The 24,253-nt window shown below is 40.5% G+C and carries 11 protein-coding genes and 4 pseudogenes; all 15 read left to right on the top strand.

The features are described from left to right. The first annotated feature begins 20 nt into the window (after positions 1-20). The 15 genes and pseudogenes from IPK31_21895 to IPK31_21825 all read left to right on the top strand — a co-directional run bounded on the left by IPK31_21895 (position 21) and on the right by IPK31_21825 (position 24,119). On the top strand, positions 21-1,061 hold the full coding sequence (locus IPK31_21895) for a family 43 glycosylhydrolase (protein MBK8090325.1): 1,041 nt from the start codon (positions 21-23) through the stop codon (positions 1,059-1,061). A gap of 45 nt (positions 1,062-1,106) precedes the next feature. After that, positions 1,107-1,973 (top strand): sugar phosphate isomerase/epimerase, encoded by an 867-nt coding sequence (locus IPK31_21890; GenBank protein MBK8090324.1) that lies wholly within the window; start codon positions 1,107-1,109, stop codon positions 1,971-1,973. A 139-nt stretch (positions 1,974-2,112) separates the two neighbouring features. Continuing rightward, positions 2,113-3,375: pseudogene (locus IPK31_21885) on the top strand (hypothetical protein). A 24-nt stretch (positions 3,376-3,399) separates the two neighbouring features. Further along, positions 3,400-6,225 carry a glycoside hydrolase family 2 protein gene (locus IPK31_21880; GenBank protein MBK8090323.1) on the top strand — a complete coding sequence of 942 codons (2,826 nt, stop codon included), beginning with the start codon at positions 3,400-3,402 and terminating at the stop codon, positions 6,223-6,225. 49 nt (positions 6,226-6,274) lie between these two features. After that, positions 6,275-7,629 (top strand): annotated as a pseudogene (locus IPK31_21875) (hypothetical protein). Between the two features lie 33 nt (positions 7,630-7,662). After that, entirely contained in the window at positions 7,663-9,603 is a 1,941-nt protein-coding gene (locus IPK31_21870) for a glycoside hydrolase family 97 catalytic domain-containing protein (protein MBK8090322.1), read from the top strand. A gap of 1 nt (position 9,604) precedes the next feature. Then, positions 9,605-10,612: a family 43 glycosylhydrolase gene (locus tag IPK31_21865; protein ID MBK8090321.1), complete on the top strand. Its 1,008-nt coding sequence runs from the start codon at positions 9,605-9,607 to the stop codon at positions 10,610-10,612. A 5-nt stretch (positions 10,613-10,617) separates the two neighbouring features. Then, positions 10,618-12,396 (top strand): alpha-L-rhamnosidase, encoded by a 1,779-nt coding sequence (locus IPK31_21860; GenBank protein ID MBK8090320.1) that lies wholly within the window; start codon positions 10,618-10,620, stop codon positions 12,394-12,396. A gap of 50 nt (positions 12,397-12,446) precedes the next feature. Further along, positions 12,447-13,715 (top strand): right-handed parallel beta-helix repeat-containing protein, encoded by a 1,269-nt coding sequence (locus IPK31_21855; GenBank protein ID MBK8090319.1) that lies wholly within the window; start codon positions 12,447-12,449, stop codon positions 13,713-13,715. Positions 13,716-13,792: 77 nt separating this feature from the next. Then, positions 13,793-14,785 carry an L-glyceraldehyde 3-phosphate reductase gene (mgrA, locus tag IPK31_21850; protein MBK8090318.1) on the top strand — a complete coding sequence of 331 codons (993 nt, stop codon included), beginning with the start codon at positions 13,793-13,795 and terminating at the stop codon, positions 14,783-14,785. Beyond that, positions 14,785-16,182 carry a family 43 glycosylhydrolase gene (locus IPK31_21845; GenBank protein MBK8090317.1) on the top strand — a complete coding sequence of 466 codons (1,398 nt, stop codon included), beginning with the start codon at positions 14,785-14,787 and terminating at the stop codon, positions 16,180-16,182. Before mgrA ends, IPK31_21845 begins: the two co-directional genes overlap by 1 nt. 53 nt (positions 16,183-16,235) lie before the next feature. Next, positions 16,236-17,731, top strand: a pseudogene (locus IPK31_21840) (family 43 glycosylhydrolase). 75 nt (positions 17,732-17,806) lie between these two features. Further along, entirely contained in the window at positions 17,807-20,227 is a 2,421-nt protein-coding gene (locus IPK31_21835; GenBank protein ID MBK8090316.1) for a DUF4982 domain-containing protein, read from the top strand. A 10-nt stretch (positions 20,228-20,237) separates the two neighbouring features. Further along, positions 20,238-21,263, top strand: coding sequence for a family 43 glycosylhydrolase (locus tag IPK31_21830; protein MBK8090315.1), 1,026 nt, complete (start codon positions 20,238-20,240; stop codon positions 21,261-21,263). A gap of 125 nt (positions 21,264-21,388) precedes the next feature. Continuing rightward, a pseudogene (locus IPK31_21825) lies at positions 21,389-24,119 on the top strand (family 78 glycoside hydrolase catalytic domain). Positions 24,120-24,253: the final 134 nt, after the last annotated feature.

Raw genomic sequence — 24,253 nt, 5'->3', positions numbered from 1 at the left:
ATTATTTAATAAATAGACAGATGAATAGAAATACAAAATATTTAACAGGATTGTTTCTACTGTTAGTATCATGTAACCTGAGTTACGCACAAAATAGTCAAACGGCTCTTGTAAAATCGGAGTCTGATAACCCCCCTTTGGGGGGCAGGGGGGCTGATACATCATTTCAATCCAACGGTAATCCCATTATCAAACATAAATACACAGCTGATGCAGCAGCATTGGTGTATAAGGATAAAGTGTATCTCTACACCGGGCATGATGTAGCTCCGCCAAAAGAAAACCGTTATGTGATGCATGAATGGTTATGTTTTTCTACCAATGATATGGTTAACTGGACAGAGCATCCATCCCCCTTAAATGTAAAAGCATTTAAATGGGCAAAAGATGATGCATGGGCAAGCCAGGTAATTGAACGCAATGGAAAGTTTTACTGGTATGTTGCTATTACGCACGACAGTACACACAGAGGAAAAGCAATTGGTGTTGCAGTAAGCGATAGTCCAACCGGGCCTTTTACTGATGCAATCGGTAAGGCGCTCATCACAAATGATATGACAACGGAAGCAAAGATCAGCTGGGATGATATTGATCCTACTGTGTTTATTGATGATGACGGTCAGGCATATTTGTTTTGGGGTAATACTACCTTACATTATGTAAAGCTGAAACCAAATATGATTGAAATGGATGGAGCGTTCAAAAAAGTGGAAGTGCCAAAGTTTACAGAAGCACCCTGGGTACATAAACGGAATGGCTGGTACTATCTTTCGTATGCTTATGAATTTCCCGAGAAAATCACTTATGCCATGAGCCGCAACATTAATGGTCCGTGGGAGTACAAAGGCATTTTGAATGAAATTGCCGGGAACAGCAATACCAATCACCAGGCTATTATTGAATTTAAAGGCAAATGGTATTTTATCTATCATAATGGAGCCTTGGTGCCCGATGCTGGCAGTTTTCACCGCTCGGTTTGCATTGACTATCTCTATTATAACAAAGACGGAACTATGAAACGGGTAGTGATGACCAGTGAAGGAGTAAAAGCAGCTAAATAATGGGAGGCTATTATTTTGATTCAACTGTGACTTAAAGAGTAACAAATGAAACATAAAATCATATTCATTCTTTCAGCATTGTTCTTTGTTCTGTTGTTTGGCTTTAAACCAAATAAAGAATCAGTTCCACAATTAGGTATTGTTGCTTCTTTAGATCAGGACAGTCTTGTATATGCATCAGGCTTTCGTATGCTGGGCGAATCAGTTGGCAGAATGTTATCGCCTTCTTTAACAGAAGAACAGTTTAAACTGAATCTTGCCCGTATAAAAAAAGCAAAATGCAAAGTAATGATCTGCAATGTTTTTATTTCGGGTAAAATGAAAATTGCAGGACCTGATGTAGATGAGAACAAAGTAGTAGGTTATGCCGACACTGTTTTCTCAAGAGCACAAAGAGCCGGTGTGCATTTTATTGTATTGGGCAGCGGTGGTGCCAGAAGAATTCCGGATGGATATGATGTACAAAAAGCACAGGCTGATTTTGCTGTATTATGCCGCAAGCTGGCAATGGTTGCAGGTAAATACGGGATCATGATTGCATTGGAAAGCCTCGAGGCAACAGAAACAAATTTTCTCATTACGTTGAAATCTGCTGCCGAAGTAGTAAGAGCAGTAAATCATCCGAACTTTAAGTTGAATGCAGACATTTTTCATATGATGAGGGAAGGTGAAGCACCGCAAAGTATTATTGATGCGGCTGATGTACTGGTGTATTGTGAAATTGCAGAAAAACAAAAGCGTTCATTTCCCGGTGTGATGGGGGATGATTTTAAACCCTATTTAAGAGCTTTACGAACCGCAAATTACAAAGGATATATTTTTATTGAAGGCGGCAGCAGCAATCCAAAAAATGACATGCCGCTTGCGTTTCAATATCTTACGAAGCAGTTAGAAGAAGTATATGCTGAATAGAAATTTATCCGGAAAAAGGAGATAGACAGGATACCTGCAAATTGGTTTGCCAGGTAATTTATTTCGTTTTACAACAGGACTGTACAGGATACCGAAAAGTCCACGATGTTCTTACTTTATACACTAAAGATTGCCTGACATGAAAAAATTAACTAAATCCCCCTTGCGCTATCTGTTTTGTGTATGCCTGCTCTCTCTGGCAGATACCGTTTTTGCACAACCTTTGCTTGAAACCGGCGGACAGAAAATGCCCGACGAATGGATTGATAAAGACACCAAACACCGTGTTGTTAAGTTAACAAGAATGGAAGGCAGGAGTAACCTCAGCTTCTATTTTCATAACAACCCATTCATCGGTAACTCGATGGTGTTTTACAGCAGCAATAAGAACAAGGTTGACAGTGTTGCCAAGCAGGAAATCTCAACTGTAATTTCCGGCAACCGTCAAATCCATTTGCTTGATCTTAAAACATTAAAATCAGAACAGCTTACTTTTCACCGTTCACCGATGAATGGTGAAATCGTTGATAACAAAGCAGGCATTGTGTATTACCAGATCAGAGATTCTGTGTTTTGTGTGAATGCAAAAACCAAAGAAGTAAAAACTGTTTTTGTATTCCCTGCCGATTTTAAGGGAACTGTTACCGCTATTAATGCGGATGGTACATTACTCGGCGGTGCAAAATCGAGTGATGAAGAAAAAGAACTCTTTAAGAAATATCCAAACAAATCAAGTTATTTCAACATCATTTACGAAGCAAAGCTTCCACGTACATTGTTCACCATCGATATTAAAAAGAAGGAGCTGAACAAAGTACACTCCGACAGTGCATGGCTGAATCATGTACAGTTTTCAAGTACGGATCCCAACCTATTAATGTTTTGTCATGAAGGCCCCTGGCATAAAGTAAACAGGATATGGACGATTGATGTAAAAACAAAACAGATCACACAGATTCATAAGCGCATCATGGATATGGAAATTGCAGGGCATGAATGGAGCAGTGCCGATGGACAAATAATCTGGTACGATTTGCAGCAACCAAGGAGTACAACTTTTTTGTTGAGGGGCATAATGTAAAAACCGGGCAAAAACAAAGTATGAATTACAGCGTGATGAGTGGAGCATTCATTTCAACAGCAATAAGGATAATTCACTTTTTGCGGTGATGGCGGCAACTCCGGCCAGGTAGCCAAAGCAAAGGATGGTATGTGGATTTATTTATTTAAGCCGCAGGGTGATAAGTTTGTATCAACCCGGCTGGTGAATATGAAAAATCATAAATATAATTTGGAGCCAAACGTTCATTTCAGTCCCGATGGTAAGTGGATTATTTTCCGTGCCAACTTTGAAGGTATTGAGAACGTCTATGCAGTAGAGATCAGTGAAGCAAAACAGTAAGCAATTTATTATTCAACACTACGAATGAAAAAGATAACAGTACTTCTTTCTTTTATTTTAGCGGTAGTTTTTGCAGAAGCACAACTCAACTGGCCAACAGTAACCAATGTAACAAAACCATGGACACGCTGGTGGTGGGAAGGAAGTGCAGTCAACAAAAATGATTTGACCTGGAACCTCGAGCAATACCGGAAAGCTGGACTCGGTGGTGTAGAGCTCACACCCATTTATGGTGTGTATGGATATGAGAAAGAGTTCATCAATTTTTTATCGCCGCAATGGATGCAGATGTTTACGCATACATTGAATGAATCAAAGCGATTAGGACTTGGAGTTGATTTAGCGAATGGAACAGGCTGGCCTTTTGGTGGTCCCTGGGTAAAAAATGAAGATGCAAGTAAAACGATCTTTTATAAAACCTATTCGCTGAATGAAGGAGAGCAATTGAAAGATGCAATTGAATATAATCAGGAAGCATGGGTACGTACTGCGAATAACAAACCGGCAGCGATTGAAAATATTCTGAAACCAGTTTATGTAAATAAAAATCTGCAGGAGCTGGCATTGGATCAGATACAGTATGCCGGCAAACTTCCTTTGCAAACACTGATTGCATATTCAGATAAAAATGAAACAATCAATCTTACAGATAAAGTAGATGCAACAGGGAAGTTAAACTGGTCAGCCCCGCCAACCGGCGGGAAATGGACACTGTATGCTTTGTTCCAGGGATTACATGGTAAGATGGTTGAACGTGCAGCCCCGGGTGGTGAAGGTTATGCCATTGATCATTTTTCATTAACAGCTGCTAATAATTATTTCAAAAAATTTGATGCTTCCTTTAAAGGATATGATATTTCTTACCTGCGTTCTTTCTTTAATGATTCTTATGAAGTGGATGATGCAAGAGGACAGGGTAACTGGACAACAAATTTATTTACAGAATTTCAGCAACGCAAGGGTTATGATTTGCGCAATCATCTTCCTGCCTTGTTTGGAAAAGATGAAACAGAGAAAAACAAACGTGTTATTTATGATTACCGTTCGGTGATTGATGAGTTGCTGCTGGAACATTTCACCATGACCTGGAAAAAATGGGCAGGAACAAAGGGAAAGATGCTGCGCAATCAATCGCATGGTTCACCTGCAAATACATTAGATCTGTACAGTGTGGTAGATATTCCTGAAACAGAAGGAACAGATATTCTGCGTTTCAAGTTTGCAACTTCTGCTGCCAATGTCATGGGCAAACAATTGGTTTCTTCTGAATCGGCTACCTGGCTCAATGAGCATTTTCTTTCTTCCTGGGGCGATGTAAAAAAGGCAATTGATCTGTATTTCCTCGGCGGAGTGAATCATATTTTTTATCATGGTACAGAATATTCACCGAAGGAAGCAAAATGGCCCGGCTGGTTATTTTATGCAGCGGTACATTTTCAGCCAACGAATCCGCAGTGGAAAGATTTTCATGTACTGAATGAATACATTACACGTACACAAAGTTTTTTGCAAAAAGGCAAGCCGGATAATGATGTGTTATTATATTATCCGATCGTTGACCGTTATTCAGAACCGGGGAATGCGTTACTTCAGCATTTCGATGGAATGGAAAGGAATTTTGAAAAGACCGAGTTTGAACATGTATCAAAATGGATGGTAGAAAAAGGATATAGTTTTGATTTCTTTTCTGAACGTCAGTTGCAGCGGTTCACCAACAGAGGTAATAATATCATCAGCAGTGGAAATGCATACCGCACTATTCTTTTACCTGCCAATAAACTCATTAATGAACAATCATTTCAGCAGTTGCTGAAATTGGCAAAGCAGGGAGCAACAATTCTTGTGTATAAAAATCTTCCGCAGGATGTGCCGGGCTTTGGCAACCTGGATGCAAGAAGAAAAACATTTCAGCAATTGATCAGCCAGTTGAAGTTTTCAAAGTCAGACAACCTGCAGAAAGCAGTTGTTGGTAAAGGCAGTTTTATTATGAGTGATGATCTGGATGTATTGCTGCTTGCTGCGAAAGCAAGAAAAGAAAGCTATACAGAAAAAGGCCTGTCTGTTCTTCGTCGTAAAAACAATGAGGGAACAGTATGGTTAATTAATAACCGCACCGACAACGCATTGGAGGAGTGGATTGAAATAAACAGCAGTGCAGTTTCCTTTGGATTGTTTGATGCAATGACAGGCAAGAAAGGTTTGGCGAAGTGGAGAAAGAACACAAAAGGCGGAGTTGAAGTGTTGCTGCAACTGCAATCGTATGAATCAATCATTATTCAATCATACAATGTAAAGAAGAGCGGAACGGTATTTCCATACAAAGAAGCAGCAGGCCAGCCTCAGGAAATAAAGAGCAACTGGACGATCACATTTCTTGATGGCGGTCCAACGATTCCGTCTTCCATCAAAACAGATCAGCTGATATCCTGGACCGAACTGGGAGGAGATGATGTAAAGAATTTTTCAGGTACAGGGAAGTACAGTGTTGAGTTTGAAAAATCTGCAGGAAGTACTTCATCATACTTACTGAATCTTGGAAAAGTAAATGAAACCGCAGAAGTATTTTTAAATGGAAAGAGAATTACAACCTTGATAGGCCCGGTATTTCAATGTGTGATTCCTGCATCTGCATTTCAGCAAACAAATAAACTGGAAATCATTGTTGCCAACCTGATGGCAAACCGTATTTCCTATATGGACAGGAATAATCTTCCCTGGAAAATATTCTACAATACCAATATGCCTGCAAGGAAGAGAGAGAATGTAAAGAATGGATTATTTGATGCATCAGTATGGAAGCCTTTGTCATCCGGTTTGCTTGGACCGGTAACGATTACTCCGTTAAAATAAAAGAATGAAAAGAAGAGCAAACAGGGGGGGACGAACAACAATAAGTAAAATGCCTGCCTTTTCATGCCAAATTAATGCGCAGATCGGTAAACGCTTTCCTTCAGAGAAAAAATGGTAAAGGATCCTGTTACAGGAACTATGCTTACTTTTTTAACGAGTACGCAAAACGGTGATGCAAAAATTTATCAAACACATAATCAATGGACATCTGATGGGCAATGGTTGATCTTCCGTTCAAACAGGGTAAGAGGTGAGGCAATGGCGGTGAATGAAAAAACCGGGGATATTGTACAGGTAACAGAAGGCAGTTACACAGGTATGCTGAACGTTGCAAGAAAATCAATGAAGCTGTATTTCATGCGCAATGAAAGGACAGATACAATTCCTGTTACACCGGGTGATACTGCCCGCCGCCGTGTACAAAGACCTGTACAGATCATAGAAGTAAATCTTGAAAAATTATTTGCCGACAGTAAAGCAGGGACCTTAAAAAAAGCAGATGCTTATCAACGTGTTTGTGGTACTACTCCAAAAGAATTGGGTGCCGGTGGTGATATGGCATTGGATGGTGATGAAGACTGGGCTTACTTTCGTGTAGGTTTGCAGGAAGCAGCAAAACATTTGGCACCGGGTACGGCACTTGAAAAAAACTTTGGCCCGAGAAATATGGGAGCCGGTCCATCAGGTATTGCAGGAATGAATATTCATACAGGGGAAATAAAATATGTGATATCAGTTCCATTTCAAATAGGTCATATACAAACCAATCCATGGGGGGCTGGTGAAATTGTTTTCTGCTGGGAAACTGGCGGTAAATCACCACAACGTACATGGACAGTGATGAGTGATGGTACCGGTCTTCGTCCTTTGTACCCTGAATCAGAATATGAATGGGTAACACATGAAGCTGTGATATCAAAAGATGAAGTGGCTATTGCGATTATGGGTCACAGGAAAATTCCGGGTACAGCGAAAACAACTGCAGAAGGAACAGCAGTGGGCGGTGCTAATCCCGGACAGGAAGCTGCTTGGGGTCCATCTGGCACAAGAGAAAAACCAACAGGGTTGGGTATTGTCAATCTTCGTACAAGAGAAATGGTCATTGCCGGACAAACAAAAAGTGGAAGTGGACTTTGGCATGTAAGCGGTTCGTCTGATGGAAGATGGGCAGTGGGAGATGACTTTGCAAGAAATATTTATCTGATCGACAGACATACAGGTGAAATGATTTTATTATCAACAGGTCATAAAACAACTGCAGGCGATCATCCGCATCCTACCATGAGTCCGGATGGAACAAAGATTCAAATTCAGTCAGCCATGCTTTCAGCCGATAACAGATCAATGAATATTTGTATTATTCCTGTGCCGGAAGAATGGTTAAAGAGAACGTATAAGGATTAAACGGAACGATTATAAATTTTAAGAGATACAACAATGAAGAACTTGAATTTTCTTTTGACAGTGATTTGCAGTGTATCAATGCTTAACAGCAGTATTGCTCAAAAAAGTACCATCATTAAAAGTCCGGATAATAAAATTGCAGCAGAAGTATTGCTGAATAAAGATCAGCAGCTGGTTTATAATATCAGGTATCTCAATGTAGCTGTTCTGCAAAACTCCTCGTTGGGTATTGTGAGAGAAGATGCAGATTTTTCAATGGCTATGCAATGGGTAACTGTTTCGGATCAACTGCTCATTAAAGACAACTACAGAATTCTTACTGCGAAAAAATCTTCCATTAATTATTCTGCCAACAGAAAAGTAATTACTGTAAAAAATAAGGAAGGCAATAAAATGAATATTGTGTTCCAGGTGTCAAATGATGGTGTTGCGTTTCGATATGAGTTTACTGAAACATCAACCGATATCAAAAAAATAAAACAGGAAGCCACCAGTTTTCATTTTTATGAAGGAACAAAAGCATGGTTGCAGCCTAAGACAGAAGCGCAAAGCGGATGGGAGCACAGCAATCCATCTTATGAAGCCCATTACATGATGGATATTAAAACAGGAACACCTGCACCCGGAAAAAACGGGTGGATCTATCCGGCCATGTTTCATTATAAAAATACATGGATGCTGATTACGGAAGCTGCATTGGGAAGAACCTATTGTGGTACTGCCTTACAGCAGTTTTCAGAAAACAACGAATACAAAATTAATTTTCCTCAGGAAGCAGAAAAGTTTACCAATGGTGCTTTGTTTCCTCAATCAACCCTGCCTTGGCAAATGCCCTGGCGCATTATTGCAATTGGAAGTTTAAAAACAATTGCAGAATCTACATTGGGAACTGATCTTGCTTTTCCTGCGAAAAGAATCGATGCTGAATTTATTAAACCCGGAAGAGCATCCTGGAGCTGGATCATGAGCAAGGATGATTATATCGTGTATGCTGAACAGAAAAAATACATTGATTATGCAGCCGACATGCACTGGGAGTATTGTTTGATTGATGCTGACTGGGACAGGAAGATCGGTTATGATAAAATAAAAGAACTGGCAGATTATGCAACAACAAAAAAAGTAGGATTGCTGTTGTGGTATAATTCAGCAGGAGCGTGGAATACCGTGAAGTATACTCCAAAAGATAAAATGCTGACACATGAAAGCAGGATCAAAGAATTTGCAGTGCTGCAGAAAATGGGTATCAAAGGAATTAAAACAGATTTCTTTGCAGGCGATGGTCAGTCAATGATCAATTACTACCAGGATATTTTAGAAGATGCTGCAACCTATCACTTACTGGTAAATTTTCATGGAGCCACATTGCCAAGAGGCTGGCAGAGAACCTATCCCAACTTAATGACTACCGAAGCAGTGTATGGTTATGAAATGATCACCTTCGGTCAGAAAGATGCAGATCTTGCAGCGCCGCATATGGTGATGAGCGCCTTTGCACGCAATGCGTTTGATCCAATGGATTTCACTCCTGTAAGTCTGTATAAAATTCCCCGCATCAACAGGAAAACAAGCAGTGCATTTGAACTGGCAACTTCAGTTATTTTTTTATCTGGCATTCAGCACTATGTAGAAGGGCCTGATGGGATGGCGAAGATGCCTGCTGCTGTTAAAGAATATATGCAAACAGTACCGGTAGCATGGGATGAAGTAAAATTCATTGATGGTTATCCCGGTAAATTTTATGCAGTGGCAAGAAGAGCAGGAAAGAAATGGTATGTGGCAGCGATTAATGGAGACACTGTGCAAAAGCAAATACCAGTTGATGTCTCAAGGATTGCTGCAGGTAAAACAGGAACAATCTTTCGTACAAATGAAAGGGGTGAAACTGTTACAGAAAATTATCCTGTAAAGCAGGGTGAAAGAAAAGCAATCAGCGTAAATCCGAATGATGGATTTGTGATTGTGTTTGAATAAAATGAAGAAAACAGCAATCATACTTATTCTTTCAATTTTAGTGAATGCAGCTGTTGCACAGAAGTCTGCTGTGCCAAAGCCATTATTCGACGATCCTGTTTATCATGGTGCAGCAGATCCTGTAATCATTTATAACAAACAGGTAAAGAAATGGTGGATGTTGTACACCAACCGCAGAGCATCAATACAGGATTCAACTGTACAGTGGGTGCATGGAACAAGAATCGGTATTGCAGAAAGTAAAGACGGCATCAACTGGAAGTACGTTGATACAGCCAATATTAATTATCGCCCTGATGCTGGCTACACACATTGGGCGCCTGATGTGATTGAGCACAAGGGAACCTACCACATGTATCTCACTTACGTACCCGGAACATTCAAAGACTGGAATCATCCAAGAGTTATTGTGCATTTGACGAGTAAAGATTTAAAGAACTGGAACTATCATTCCACACTAAAACTTAGTAACGAGAAGGTAATTGATGCATCTGTGTATAAGATCAACGATACTACTTTCCGCATGTGGTACAATAATGAAAAAGATGGCAAGAGTATTTATTATGCCGACAGCAAAGACTTATACAACTGGGTAGATAAAGGAAAAGCCATTGCAGCAAGAGGTGAAGGGCCGAAAACATTTTTCTGGCAGGGAAAATATTTTATGATCGTTGATGCATGGAAAGGAATGGAAGTGTATTCTTCTGATGATTTGTTGACATGGAAGAAACAACCCAAACGAATATTGGAAGAACCGGGCAAAGGAAAAGACGACCAGGCAATTGGCGGACACTGTGATGTAGTAGTAAGTAATGGTCGTGCTTTTGTGTATTACTTTACCCATCCCGGAAGAAGTAAAGCAAATCCTGCAGCAAGAGGTTCCTTCGATGATAAACGAAGTGTGATACAGGTAGCAGAATTAAAATATATAAACGCCCGCCCGGATGACCCGGTCGGACGGGGAGAAATTGTTTGTGACAGGGATGAGCCTCTCATTTTTAAATTATAATAATAATGAAAAAGGTATTTATTACGGCCGCATTTTTCCTTTGCTTTCTTTGCAACAAAGGATTTACACAATATCCGCCAGCCTTTTCAAAAGAAATAATTGCAGGTGCATCTGTTGATCCTATGAAACGTGTCCTGCTTTCGCCGCAAAGAATTGTGTGGAAGTCAAATGATTCGTTAGTACAAAGATCAGAAGTGCTGTTGCAGAAAGGAACTGGCCAGGCTTTTTTTGGTTCACAACCTGTTTGCAGGCTTACCAATAAAGGAAATGATACAGCCAGTATAATACTCGATTTTGGTAAAGAGATCATGGGTGGTTTGCAAATCACCACTTCACAAAGTAACCGTGTTACCCGTAAGATCCGTATCCGGTTTGGCGAATCTGTAAGTGAAACCTTCAGCACTGTTACCGGTGATGGTACAAGTGGTAAGGATGGCGGTGCCACCAACCATCATGCTATGCGTGATTTTGAATTGACGTTACCAGGTTATGGTACTACTGAAGTGGGCAACAGTGGTTTTCGTTTTGTTCGTATTGATCTGCTTGATAAAGATGCATTTGTAGTATTAAAGGAAGTAAGGGCCATTGCTGTATTTCGTGATATACCTTACCTCGGTTCTTTTAAATGCAATGATGATCGTCTTAATAAAATATGGGAAACAGGAGCCTATACGGTTCATCTGAATATGCAGGAATATTTGTACGATGGTATTAAACGTGATCGTATGGTATGGGCAGGCGATATGCATCCTGAATTAATGGTCATCAACACCGTATTTGGCTACCAGGAAGTGTTGCCCAAAAGCCTGGACTTTTTGCGTGACAACACAGCACTTCCAAAATTCATGAATGGTATTCCATCCTATTCTTTATGGTGGATCATTATGCAGCACGACTGGTACCAATATCATGGTAAACTGAGTTACCTCCAGGAACAAAAAAGCTACCTGCTTCCGCTACTGGAATTGTTTGCAAAATATGTAGATGAAAAAGGATCTGAGCAGTTGCAAAATATCGGCTTCCGTTTTCTCAACTGGCCATCATCCCGTAACAAGGAAGCAGTGCATGCAGGTTTGCAGGGTATGATGGTAATCGCATTTGAAAAAGGAGCAGCATTGTGTAAAGTACTGGGCGAAGAGACAAAGGCAAAAGAATACCTGGGCATTGCAGCTAAGATGCGCAAGTATGCTCCTGACCCTGCCGGTTCAAAAGAAGCGGCTTCGTTGCTTACATTGGCTGGTATAACAGATGCGGTAAAGACAAACAAAGATGTTATAGCAGTGGGAGGCGCTGAAAATTTTTCAGCATTTTTTGGATATTATATGTTGCAGGCACAGGCTAAGGCAGGTGATTACAAAGGGGCATTAAATAATATACGCAGCTTCTGGGGCGGTATGCTTGATATGGGTGCAACTACATTTTGGGAAGAGTTTGATCTGAAAGAAGCAGAAGGCTCAGCGCCGATAGATGATGTTGTTCCTTCTGGAAAAAAAGATTATCACTGGAGTACCGGCGATTATTGTTACATCGGTGTAAGAAGAAGCCTGTGTCATGGTTGGTCAGCAGGCCCAACAGCATGGTTGTCGGAACATGTATTGGGCATACAGGTACTTGAACCCGGTTGCAAAAAGATAAAGATATCACCACAGCTTGGCGATCTGCATTTCGCTGAAGGCACTTTTCCCACTCCTATGGGTGTACTTTATGTAAAACATACAAAAGCAGCTGATGGAAAAGTAAGCAGCGTAATTAAAGCACCCAGGGGAGTGGTGATAGTGAAGTAATCAAAAAAAAGAATTCATCATCTCAAATGATATTGAGAAAAAGTTTGAATATGAAAAAACTATTGTTGTTTCTATGTTTCGTTACTGTTGTTTTAAGAGCAGCATCGCAGAACTATGTTATCACTGATCATGGAGTGAGTGCAGACAGTACAAAGCTCAACACCGTTGCCATTCAAAACGTAATTGACAAAGCCGAAGCAAATGGCGGCGGCACAATTGTTATTCCCAAAGGCGTTTATCTCACCGGTGCATTGTTCTTCAAACCAAAAACAAAATTATTGTTGCAGGAAGGTGCAAAGCTGAAAGGTTCGGATAATATTGATAATTATCCATTGATCCCTTCACGCATGGAAGGCAGAAGCATCTATTATTACGCAGCACTCATCAATGTCTACCATGTAGATAGTTTCAAAATAACAGGAACGGGTACGATTGATGGTAACGGACTTCGTTACTGGGAATATTTTTGGTTTTACCGTGACTCAGTAAAAAAAGTTGGTCGTTCTGCCACCAATCTCGAAGTACATCGTCCACGTTTGCTGTTTATCTGGGGTTGTAACAACGTAACCATTCAAAACGTAAAGCTGCATAACTCCGGTTTCTGGACAACACATTTATATCAGTGTACGAATGTGCTGATTGAAAACTGTGATATCCGTTCGCCGTTTAAACCGGTAAAGGCTCCAAGTACTGATGGTATTGATATTGATGTTTGTAAAAAAGTAACGATCCGGAAATGTTATATCTCTGTGAATGATGATGCTGTTTGCATTAAAGGAGGCAAGGGCCCTGATGCACATTTGCGGGGAGAGAATGGTATAGTGGAAGATATCTTAATTGAAGACTGTGTGTTTGGCGAATCGCATGGTACCTTAACATTTGGCAGCGAAAGTATACATGCCCGTAACATTACCATGCGTAATTGTAAGATGGAACACAACACATCGATCCTGCGTTTGAAAATGCGACCTGATACCTACCAGGTTTATGAAAACGTACGCATTGAAAATATCACCGGTAAATGCGGAACCATTATCAGCATGGCACCATGGACACAGTTTTATGATATGGGTGGCAGTAAAGAAAAACCATTTGCAATCGTTCGCAACATCAGCTTCTCCAATATCAATGTGGAATGCAAAACGATTGGCACAATGGAAGGTAACCCGGCTGATACTGTTTCCAATATTCTGTTCAGCAATATAAAGGCAACTGCAGAAGCTGCTACGCTAAAAACAAACTATACCGGGATAAAATTCGAAAAAGTAACAGTGAACGGTTTGCCGTTTGATCTCACTAAAAAGACAGATGCAAAGTAAGTGCACAACTGTGCAGAAACAGATCAGCAACAGATTAGATGATGCCTTAACTTTCACGCTGAAATAATCTTATAGAAATGGCATACTCAGCAAACGAACAACGTTATCAGCAAATGCAATACCGCCGCTGCGGAAAAAGTGGTATTCAGTTATCTGCACTTTCATTAGGTTTATGGCACAACTTCGGCGATGTGGATGATGAAGCAGTATATCGTAAAACCTTACACACAGCATTTGATTGCGGCATTACACATTTTGATCTTGCTAATAATTATGGCCCGTCGCCCGGCAGTGCTGAAATCAATTTCGGAAAAATTTTAAAAGAAGATTTTGCTGCTTACCGTGATGAATTGATCATCTCTACCAAAGCAGGTTATTATATGTGGCCCGGGCCTTATGGCGAATGGGGAAGTAAGAAAAACCTGGTTGCAAGTTTGAACCAGAGTTTAAAACGTATGCAGCTGGATTATGTTGATATATTTTATCATCATCGTCCCGACCCAAATACACCGTTGGAAGAAACGATGGCAGCATTAGATTTAATTGTTCGCCAGGGAAAAGCATTATATGTTGGAATCTCAAATTATAAAAGTGCAGAAGCAGCAAAAGCATTTGAAATATTAAAACAATTGGGCACGCCCTGTTTAATTCAACAACCCAAATATTCCATGTTTGAAAGATGGGTGGAGAAAGATGGATTGTTGAATGTACTTGAAGCAAACGGGGTTGGTTGTATTCCTTTTTCTCCATTGGCCCAGGGCCTGTTAACGAATAAATATCTCAAAGGTATTCCTGAAGGTTCAAGAGCAACAAAAGGAGTGTTCCTGAAACAGGAACAGATCACCGAAGAAGTGTTGACGAAAGTAAGAGCGCTGAACGCAATTGCAACAGAACGCAATCAGTCATTGGCGCAAATGGCATTGGCCTGGTTATTAAAAGATGAACGTGTAACTTCTGTATTGATCGGTGCCAGCAGTTCAGCTCAGTTGCTTGATTCAGTTGACTGTTTAAAAAACCTGGAGTTTACAGCAGAAGAATTAACGAAGATTGAAACAATTTTAAACGGGTAATGAGCAGTGTTTTCAAATCAATATTATTTTTTATTCTGCTCACAAGCAGTATTTCTGCGTTTACACAAAAGAAGAATGATGCTATTTACTCCGGCGTTCCCTGGTTTGATGAGAAGAGAAATTCAGTAAGTGCACATGGTTCAAATATTGTAAAGGAGAATGTTAAGTCTTATTTGTTTGGGGAACGTCACGACGATACAAGCAATGCATTTGCTGGTTTCAACTGTTATTCATCTGTTGATTTATACAACTGGAAATTTGAACGCATCGCCTTGCCTCAACAGCAAAGCGGTAAGCTGGGGCCAAAACGTGTTGGTGAACGTTGCAAAGTAATGAAGTGTCCTTCAACAGGTGAATACATCATGTACATGCATGCAGATACATTGGGTTATGTAGATCAGTTTGTGGGCTATGCAACTGCAAAAAATATTACAGGCCCTTATACTTTTCACGGGCCATTGTTATTTAATGGCAAGCCGATAAAGAAATGGGATATGGGTACTTTTCAGGATAAAGACGGCAGTGGTTATGTATTGCTGCATGGTGGTGATATTTATAAGCTGAATGACGATTACAAAAGCATCAGTGAACAAATAAACAAAGCATTTGAACGTGGGTTTGAATCTCCTGCAATGTTTCATAAAGACAGTTTGTATTATTTCTTAGGTTCTGATCTTACAGGTTGGGAGCGAAACGACAATTATTATTTTACCGCAACTTCACTCAAAGGTCCCTGGACAAAAAGAGGATTCTTTGCACCACAAGGCACACTCACCTGGAACTCACAGACAACATTTGTTTTACCCATTGAAGGAACAAAAGAAACAACCTTCATGTTCATGGGCGACCGCTGGTCGTTTCCAAAACAGGCATCTGCTGCAACTTATGTTTGGCAGCCGTTAATTGTTTCAGGTTATACTGTTTCATTACCTGAATTCAAAGAAGCATGGAAGATTGATCAAAAGACAGGTGTTGTTTCTACAGCAACTGTAAAAGGAAAAACAATTGAAGCAACAGATAATCAAATAATTTATTCAGGAGATTGGAAACAGGATACATTAACTGTAAAAAGCTCAGATGAAAAAGATGCTTCATTTTCTTTTACTGCAAAAGGGAAGCAGATTGCTATATATGGACTTGCAAGACCAAATGGCGGCTACGCAGGTATTATCATTCGTAACAGTAAAGGCAAAACAGTTCTTACTTCATCAATCGATCTGTATTCAAAATATCCAACAGTATTGTTGAAGTTTTTAAGTCCTGTGTTGAAGAAAGACACTTACACAGTTACTGTTACAGTATTAGGTGAAAAATGGTGGTGGAAAGAAAAGTCGGGAAGGCTTTCAGGGAGTAAAGGGACTGTTGTTTCAGTTGAGAAAATAGTTGTTACGGAATAGAGAAGAATAGAATTAAAATCATGAAGTCAGCAGTAAAATATTTCTTTAAGTTGATGCTTGTGTTTTTGCCTGTTTATACAACTGCACAAAGCAAACCTGTAAGCAATAATACCTTTCTTAATCCCATACTTGCTGGTGATTATCCCGATCCAAGTATGATGAGAGATGGGAATGATTATTATATGGTGCATTCTTCCTTTGATTATGTGCCCGGATTAACAGTCTTTCATTCAACTGACTTAATTAATTGGGAAGCTATCAGTTTTGCTGTTACTTCTTATCTTGGTTCTGGCTGGGCACCCGATATTTTAAAATATGGGGATAAATTCTACATATACTTCACCGTAGCTAACAAGGGAAATTTCGTTGTCACCTCTTCCAGTCCTTATGGGCCATGGAGTAATCCTGTTGATTTAAAAGTTGGCTGGATTGACCCTTGTCATATTGCAGATGAAACGGGACAGCGATGGTTATTTTTAAGTGGCGGACATAGAATAAAACTTTCAGCAGACGGTCTATCAACAATTGGTTCTTTAGAGAAAATATATGAAGGGTGGAAATATCCCGAAGAGTGGGATACAGAAGGCAAGGCATTGGAAGGACCCAAGCTTAAAAAAATTGGCAGCTACTATTATATGTTGAGTGCACAGGGAGGAACAGCCGGCCCGCCAACATCTCACATGGTAGTTGTTGCCCGTTCAAAATCTGTTAATGGCCCATGGGAGAATGCTCCTGATAATCCTTTAATACATACCTACAACAAATCAGAAAGATGGTGGTCGAAAGGCCATGGTTCATTAATTGATGCACCCGATGGAAAATGGTGGATCGTATATCATGCCTATGAAAATGGATTTTATGGTTTGGGCAGACAAACATTACTTGAGCCGGTAGAAGTAACAAGTGATGGGTGGCTAAAAGCACCAACAGGTACAACAATAGAAAAGCCTTTGCTGAAACCAATCAAATCTTCTTTAACTGCTGACCGCCTGGCTCAATTAAATAAATTTCGCATTGGGCTCGATTGGCGTTTTTATAAGCAATTTGATACAAGTCGTTTTTTGGTTAACAATGGTATTCTTACATTAAAAGCGCAGGGCAAAACACCGCATGAATCTGCTCCACTGCTTTTTATTGCAGGCGCACACAATTATGAGTTTAGTGTGAAAATTAATAAAGACTCCACTGCCACTGCAGGGCTGATGCTTTTTTATAACAGCGATTTTTATGTTGGTACCGGCTTCGACAATAAGGAAAGACTTGGTTGGAGAAAGGGAGCTATAAAAGCAAGGGCGGCGCAAAAGCCCGTCCGGTTGACCCAGTCGGACGGGGAAAAACACAATTATGGTTGAAGATCAAAAACATCGACCAAATAATGACTGCTTATTATAGTGATGATGGCATCAACTGGAAGAAGGAAGGCTGGGCAAGAGATATATCCGGCTATCATCACAACACATTATATGACTTCATAAGTATTCTTCCGGGGTTGTTTGCTTATGGAGAAGGTGAAGTAAAGTTTAGTGAGTTTAAGTTTAAGAAATTATAGTTTTTAATATAGAATGAGAGTATTTATAAATACTCATTGGCTTAAAAATGTTTAGAAAATAATAAAGGCTTTTAAATGAAAAAAATGAAGACGTTGAGAATTGTGTCAATTATTATTGCTATTTGTTGCAGCACATTTGTTTTTGCACAAAGCAGTAAAGAGAATGTAAGAGTAAACCAGCTTTTTAATTTTGGTTGGAAGTTCAAAGCTGGTGAAATGTCAAATGCACAAAACCTGGCTTTTGATGATAGTGAATGGCAACTGCTGGATTTGCCACATGATTTTCAAATGAATCAACCTTGGGATAAGTCAGCAGGTGGTGCCAGAGGTTTTAAGGCAATGGGTACAGGTTGGTATCGTAAAGTTTTTAAAGCAGATGAGTCATGGAAGGGCAAAACTGTTTTACTGGACTTTGAAGGGTTGATGCTGATAGGTGATGTTTGGCTCAATGGCGAAAAAGTTGGCGGCACCGATTATGGTTATTTGGGTTTTGAAGCTGATATCACAAAGCTTATTAAGTATGGTTCAGAAAATATAGTAGCAGTACGGGCATCTACCGGCGCCAAAGGAAACTCCCGCTGGTACACAGGCGGAGGGCTTTTCCGTGATGTGCATTTGCTTGTAAAAGACAGTATCTCAATTGCACGTCATGGAATATACATTACCACACCCAACGTATCTGACAAAAATGCAACGGTAAATGTACAGGTAGAAATAGAAGGCATCAGGAATAAAAGTGTAAATGTAGAAATAAGCACAACCATCATTTCTCCGGATGGCAAACAAATGGCAAGCTCTAAAATTGCTGCTCCCCAACGTAATAAATTAAAAGCCGTTGAAGTTCCGTTGCCTGCTATTGCAGTGGCTAACCCACAGCTATGGTCATGCGAAACACCAAACCTGTACACCGCAATTGTTACTTTAAGTATAGATGGAAAAATAGTAGATCAGTTGAGTGAAAAATTTGGCATTCGAACGATTGAGTTTAATAAAGAATATGGCTTTAAACTCAACGGCAAAAAAGTTTTTCTAAAAGGCATTGCCAATCATCACGACTTGGGCGCTGTTGGCGCTGCTGCTTATGAAACATCCATTGCAAGAATGATGGATCAGTTGAAAGCCTTTGGATTTAATCATATCCGCACTTCGCACAATCCTTACTCCGAAGCTTTTTTACGTTTGGCCGATGAAAAAGGCATATTAATAGTAGATGAATTGTACGATAAATGGAGCAATAAAGATTATTGGGCAGGGCGAAAACCCTGGACCGAATTGTGGCCTGAAAATCTTACCGAATGGATTAAGAGAGACAGAAACCATCCATCGGTAATTATGTGGAGTTTTGGCAATGAATTACAAATGCGGGAAGATTTGGCTGGTTATCAAACCGGAGATTGGGGAGTAACTACCTATCACATGATGAATGTGCTGGCGAGGCGTTACGACACTACAAGAAAAACAACCGTGGCCATGTTTCCGGCACGGGCAGGCGCTGTCGGCAAAAGCGATGAAGGGTTTAATACGAACATTCTGCCGCCAGAGTTGGCTACTGTTACCGACGTAGCAAGTTTTAATTACCGTTGGTATAACTATGCAGATTATTTGAAACATGCACCCAACATGAACATTTACCAAAGCGAAGCTACTACCAATGAGTTGTTAGCTCCCTTTTTCGGAATGAACAGAGATAGAATGGTGGGCCTTGCTTATTGGGGTGCAATTGAGTATTGGGGTGAGTCCAACGGCTGGCCCAAAAAAGGATGGAACTACTCTTTTTTTAATCATGCAATGGAGCCTTTGCCACAGGCTTACCTTGTAAAAACAGCCTTTAAAGAAGAACCTTTGGTATACATAAGTGTGGTAGACAGTGAAAAAGAAAATATAGAGTGGAACGATATTACAGTAGGTCATTTACCGCTTTCATCACATTGGAACAGAGCAACAGGAAGCACTCAAAAACTGTTCACGTTTACCAATGCTGATGAGGTAGAGTTGCTGGTAAATGGAAAATCTGTTGGTGTACAAAAAAACAATACAACCGATGTGTACAAACGCAATATGATATACTGGCCGGCGGTACCCTACAAAGCCGGAAAATTAGTTGCCATAGCCCGAACCAATGGTAAGGAAGTAGCACGCCATGTAATAGAAACAACGGGAAAAGCTGTTGCATTAAAAATAGAAACGGAGAATGCAACCTGGAAAGCTGACGGCATGGATCTTCAATATGTAAAAGTTTATGCTGTTGACAGCAAAGGAAATAAAGTACCAACTGCAACCGGAGAAATTACTTTTGAAGTGAGTGGCGCAGCCAGCTTAATTGCAGTGGATAATGGCGACCATTCCAGCGATGATTTATTTAGCGGCAATAAAAAAGTATTGTACAAAGGTTTTGCCATGGCCATTTTACGTTCAGCACAAACTGCAGGAACTGTAAAATTGAAAGTTACAGCAGCAGGATTGAAACAGGCAGAACAAACTTTTATACTAAAATAATTTATACAACATGAAGTACATTTTATTTAAGCGACAGGTCCTTACGTTTTTCTTAGCGATGCTGTTCAGCAGTTTGTTTGCACAAAACCAAAACATTATTCGCCCGGGTGAAGTATGGCCGGATAAGGATGGTAATCATATCCAGGCACATGGTGGTGGAATCATCAAAATAAAAAATACGTATTACTGGTATGGAGAAGAGCGCAGGCAGGGACTGGATTCGAATTTCCGCTACGTCAGCTGTTATTCTTCTGCAGATCTCGTTAACTGGAAATTTACAGGCGATGCTTTAAAATTGTCAGAACATGACAGTGCAGGAAAACATTGGGTGCTTGAACGTCCTAAAGTGTATTACAATAAAAAGACGAAGAAGTATGTCATGTATTTTCACCTGGATGGACCGGGCAATGGTGAAAGCGGGCATTCCTATAAAATGGCAAGGGTGGCGATTGCCGTTAGTAATAAACCGGAAGGGCCGTTTAAGTATGTTCGTAGTTTTCGGCCACTGGGCAAAGAGAGCAGGGATATCGGGCAGTTCATCGATGATGACGGATCAGCCTATCTTGTATTTGAAAGCCGGCCAACGAAAGGGTTTTACATCGCACAACTTTCCGAAGATTACCTCGATGTAGAAAAGGAAGTTGCTTTTATACAGGCGCCTCTTGAAGGAGGTGCTATTGTGCATTATGAAGGCCTTTATTATGCAATTGGCTCTGCTTTAACTGGCTGGAACCCTAATCCGAATAAGTTTGCAACTGCAAAATCATTGTCAGGGCCATGGTCTGAATTTAAAGATATTGCGCAGCCGGAAACTAAAACATACGGCTCTCAATCTACCATGATGATTAAAGTGGTTGGAACAAAATCAACAACGGTGATATTTATGGCGGATATCTGGAAACCAAAAACACAATGGGATTCCCGTTATTTATGGATGCCGCTGGAAATTGGAGAAGGTAAACTTTGGCTTCTCAAGCCGAAACAATGGACATTAAATATAAAAACCGGTGAAGCAAATATTATCAGCGTTCAGTAATTCCTTGCAGATGTGAATGTTTAGTTTGAAATTGCTGTAGAAATTTGTTTTAACCGCATTCACTATACCAAACATGGAATTTTGGTATTGAAAGTTGATTAATCACACGAACTCAACATGGTCATATGAAAGAATTTATCTTCCTTCTGCTCAGTTTTCAGTGCATCCTGTTATCTGTTCCTGCACAGGTAAAACTGGATCATCTCCGTACAGAAAACTTAAACAACCCCATCGGGCTTGATGTACTGCAACCTTATTTCAGCTGGCAGTTAATTTCTGATCAACGCAATACAATGCAGTCTGCTTATGAAATAAGAGTCGGTGAATTTCCGGCGGCTTTAGTAAAAGGTGAAGGAATCTGGAAGAGTGGAAAGATTACTTCCGATCAATCAATTCATGTTCCGTACAAAGGCGCTGCATTAGCATCGGGTAAAAAATATTACTGGCAGGTACGTGTATGGGACAATAATGGAAAAGCATCTGCATGGAGTGCAGTTGCGTTTTGGCAAATGGGTTTACTGCAGCCAACAGACTGGAAAGCACAATGGATCGAGCCTGGCTTTACCGAAGACAAGGTATTTGCAGCGCCTTTGATGCGCAAAGAATTTGCAAATGGCAAAAAAAATAAAATCAGCAACTGCATATATTACTGCACATGGTTTATACGAAGCACAGATCAACGGCAAACGTGTTGGTGATGCTTATCTAACTCCCGGCTGGACGAGTTATAACAAACGCTTACAATACCAGGCTTATGATGTAACTGATCTGTTGAAAAGCGGAGCAAACGCCATTGCTGTTACATTGGGGGATGGATGGTATCGTGGTAACTTCTCCTTCGATCACAAAAGAAATATTTACGGAAAAGATATTGCACTGCTGTTTCAACTGGAACTTGTTTATGCTGATGGAACAACAGCAATTATTGTTTCTGATGGAAGCTGGAAATCTTCAACTGGCGCCATTCGTTCAAATGGTATTTACCAGGGTGAGATCGTTGATGCAAGACAGGAAAAGAATGGTTGGACAGTTGCAGGTTATGATGATCAAAACTGGACTGCAGTGAAGACCGCCAATTTTTCAAAAGATATTTTAGTAGCAACCTATAACGAACCCATCAAAAAGCATGAAACATTTCCATCCTTAAAACTTATTACTACGCCAAAAGGCGAAAAGGTAATTGACTTTGGACAGAACCTTGTTGGCTGGGTGCAGATAAAAGTAAGAGGGAAAGCAGGAGATAAGATCACTGTTTCCCATGCTGAAGTGTTAGACAAGAACGGAAATTTTTATATCGATAATCTGCGTGGCGCAAAAGCACAGGCTGTGTATGTACTCAAAGGAAACGGCGAAGAAATATTTGAACCGCATTTTACTTTTTTCGGTTTCCGTTATATAAAAGTGGAAGGAATCACCGGCGATTTGCAGCCTCAGGATTTTACAGCGGTTGCTTTGTATTCTGATATGGAGCAAACCGGAAGCTTCACTTCATCTGATACACTCATCAATCAACTCCAGCATAATATTGAATGGGGATTAAGAGGAAATTTTTTAGATGTGCCAACCGATTGTCCGCAGCGTGATGAACGTATGGGCTGGACAGGTGATGCACAGGCTTTCTTCCATACCGCATCATTTTTAAGAGGCTCAAAAAATTTTTATACCAAGTGGATGAAAGATGTGGCACTGGATCAGTTAAAATCCGGCAGTGTTCCTTACGTCATCCCGAATATTTTAGGCGATAATTCAGCAGGCAGCACCGGATGGGCCGATGTTTGTACCATTATTCCATGGGAAATGTATGTGGTGTATGGCGATAAACGCATTTTAGAAAATCAGTACGCAAGTATGAAGGCATGGGTAGGTTATATGCAAAGCCAGAGTTCGAATAACTTATGGAACAAAGGATTTCATTTTGGCGACTGGCTGTTTTACACCATGGCTGATGATAATGACGGCAGAGCAGCCATCACCAATAAATATTTAATTGCACAATGCTTTTATGCCTACTCCACACAATTGCTCATCAATGCAGCAAAAGAGTTGGGAAAGAAGGATGATGTAACCGCTTACACAACCTTGCTGAAAAAAATAAAAGAAGCATTTCTGAAAGAATATACCACGCCCAATGGCGCCACCATGAGCAACACACAAACATCCTATGTGCTGGCATTGCAGTTCGATCTGTTTCCGGAGGAATTGCGTCAGCAGGCAGCCGACCGTTTGGTGAACAACATCAAACAATACGGCAATCATTTAACCACAGGATTCCTCGGCACACCTTATCTCTGTCATGTGTTGAGTCGTTATGGTTATACCGATGTGGCGTATACCCTGTTATTGCAAAAGACCTATCCATCCTGGTTGTATCCTGTAACAAAAGGCGCTACTACAATCTGGGAACGTTGGGATGGCATCCGCACCAACGGCGATTTTCAGGCCGTTACCATGAACTCTTTCAATCATTATGCATACGGTGCCATCGGCGACTGGATGTATCGTGTAATGGTTGGTTTGGATACAGACAATAATGCTGTTGGTTATAAGAAGATCCGTATTCAGCCGCATGTGGGCGGAACCTTTACACATGCATCAGCAACATACGAAACACAGTATGGCAAACTAAGCAGTGGCTGGAAAATACAGGATGGTAAATTGATCCTGCATGCTTTAGTTCCGGCCAATACAACTGCCACCATTTATATTCCTGCAGCTGCTGCAACAGATGTATTGGAAAACGGGCAGCCGCTTTCATCTGTAAAAGAGATACAGGTGGTTGGTAAGGAGAAAGAGTATGTGGTAGTGAAAGTGGGTTCGGGAAAATATGAGTTTAGTACTCTGTATACAGCGAAGTAAAGGCAGTTAAGAAAGTATTATGTAACCAGCGACATTGCTATTGGGATCGTCTGTTGCGTCGCACACTTGTACTGAAGCAATTCTATTTAACATTCGTCCATCCGGGGCTAAGGCCAGCTCCCAGACAGACTGAT

It is taken from the genome of Chitinophagaceae bacterium (assembly GCA_016713085.1).
GTDB lineage: Bacteria > Bacteroidota > Bacteroidia > Chitinophagales > Chitinophagaceae > Lacibacter.
Note: the sequence above shows the minus strand (reverse complement) of the source record. Positions and strands in the feature narration are given on the sequence as shown.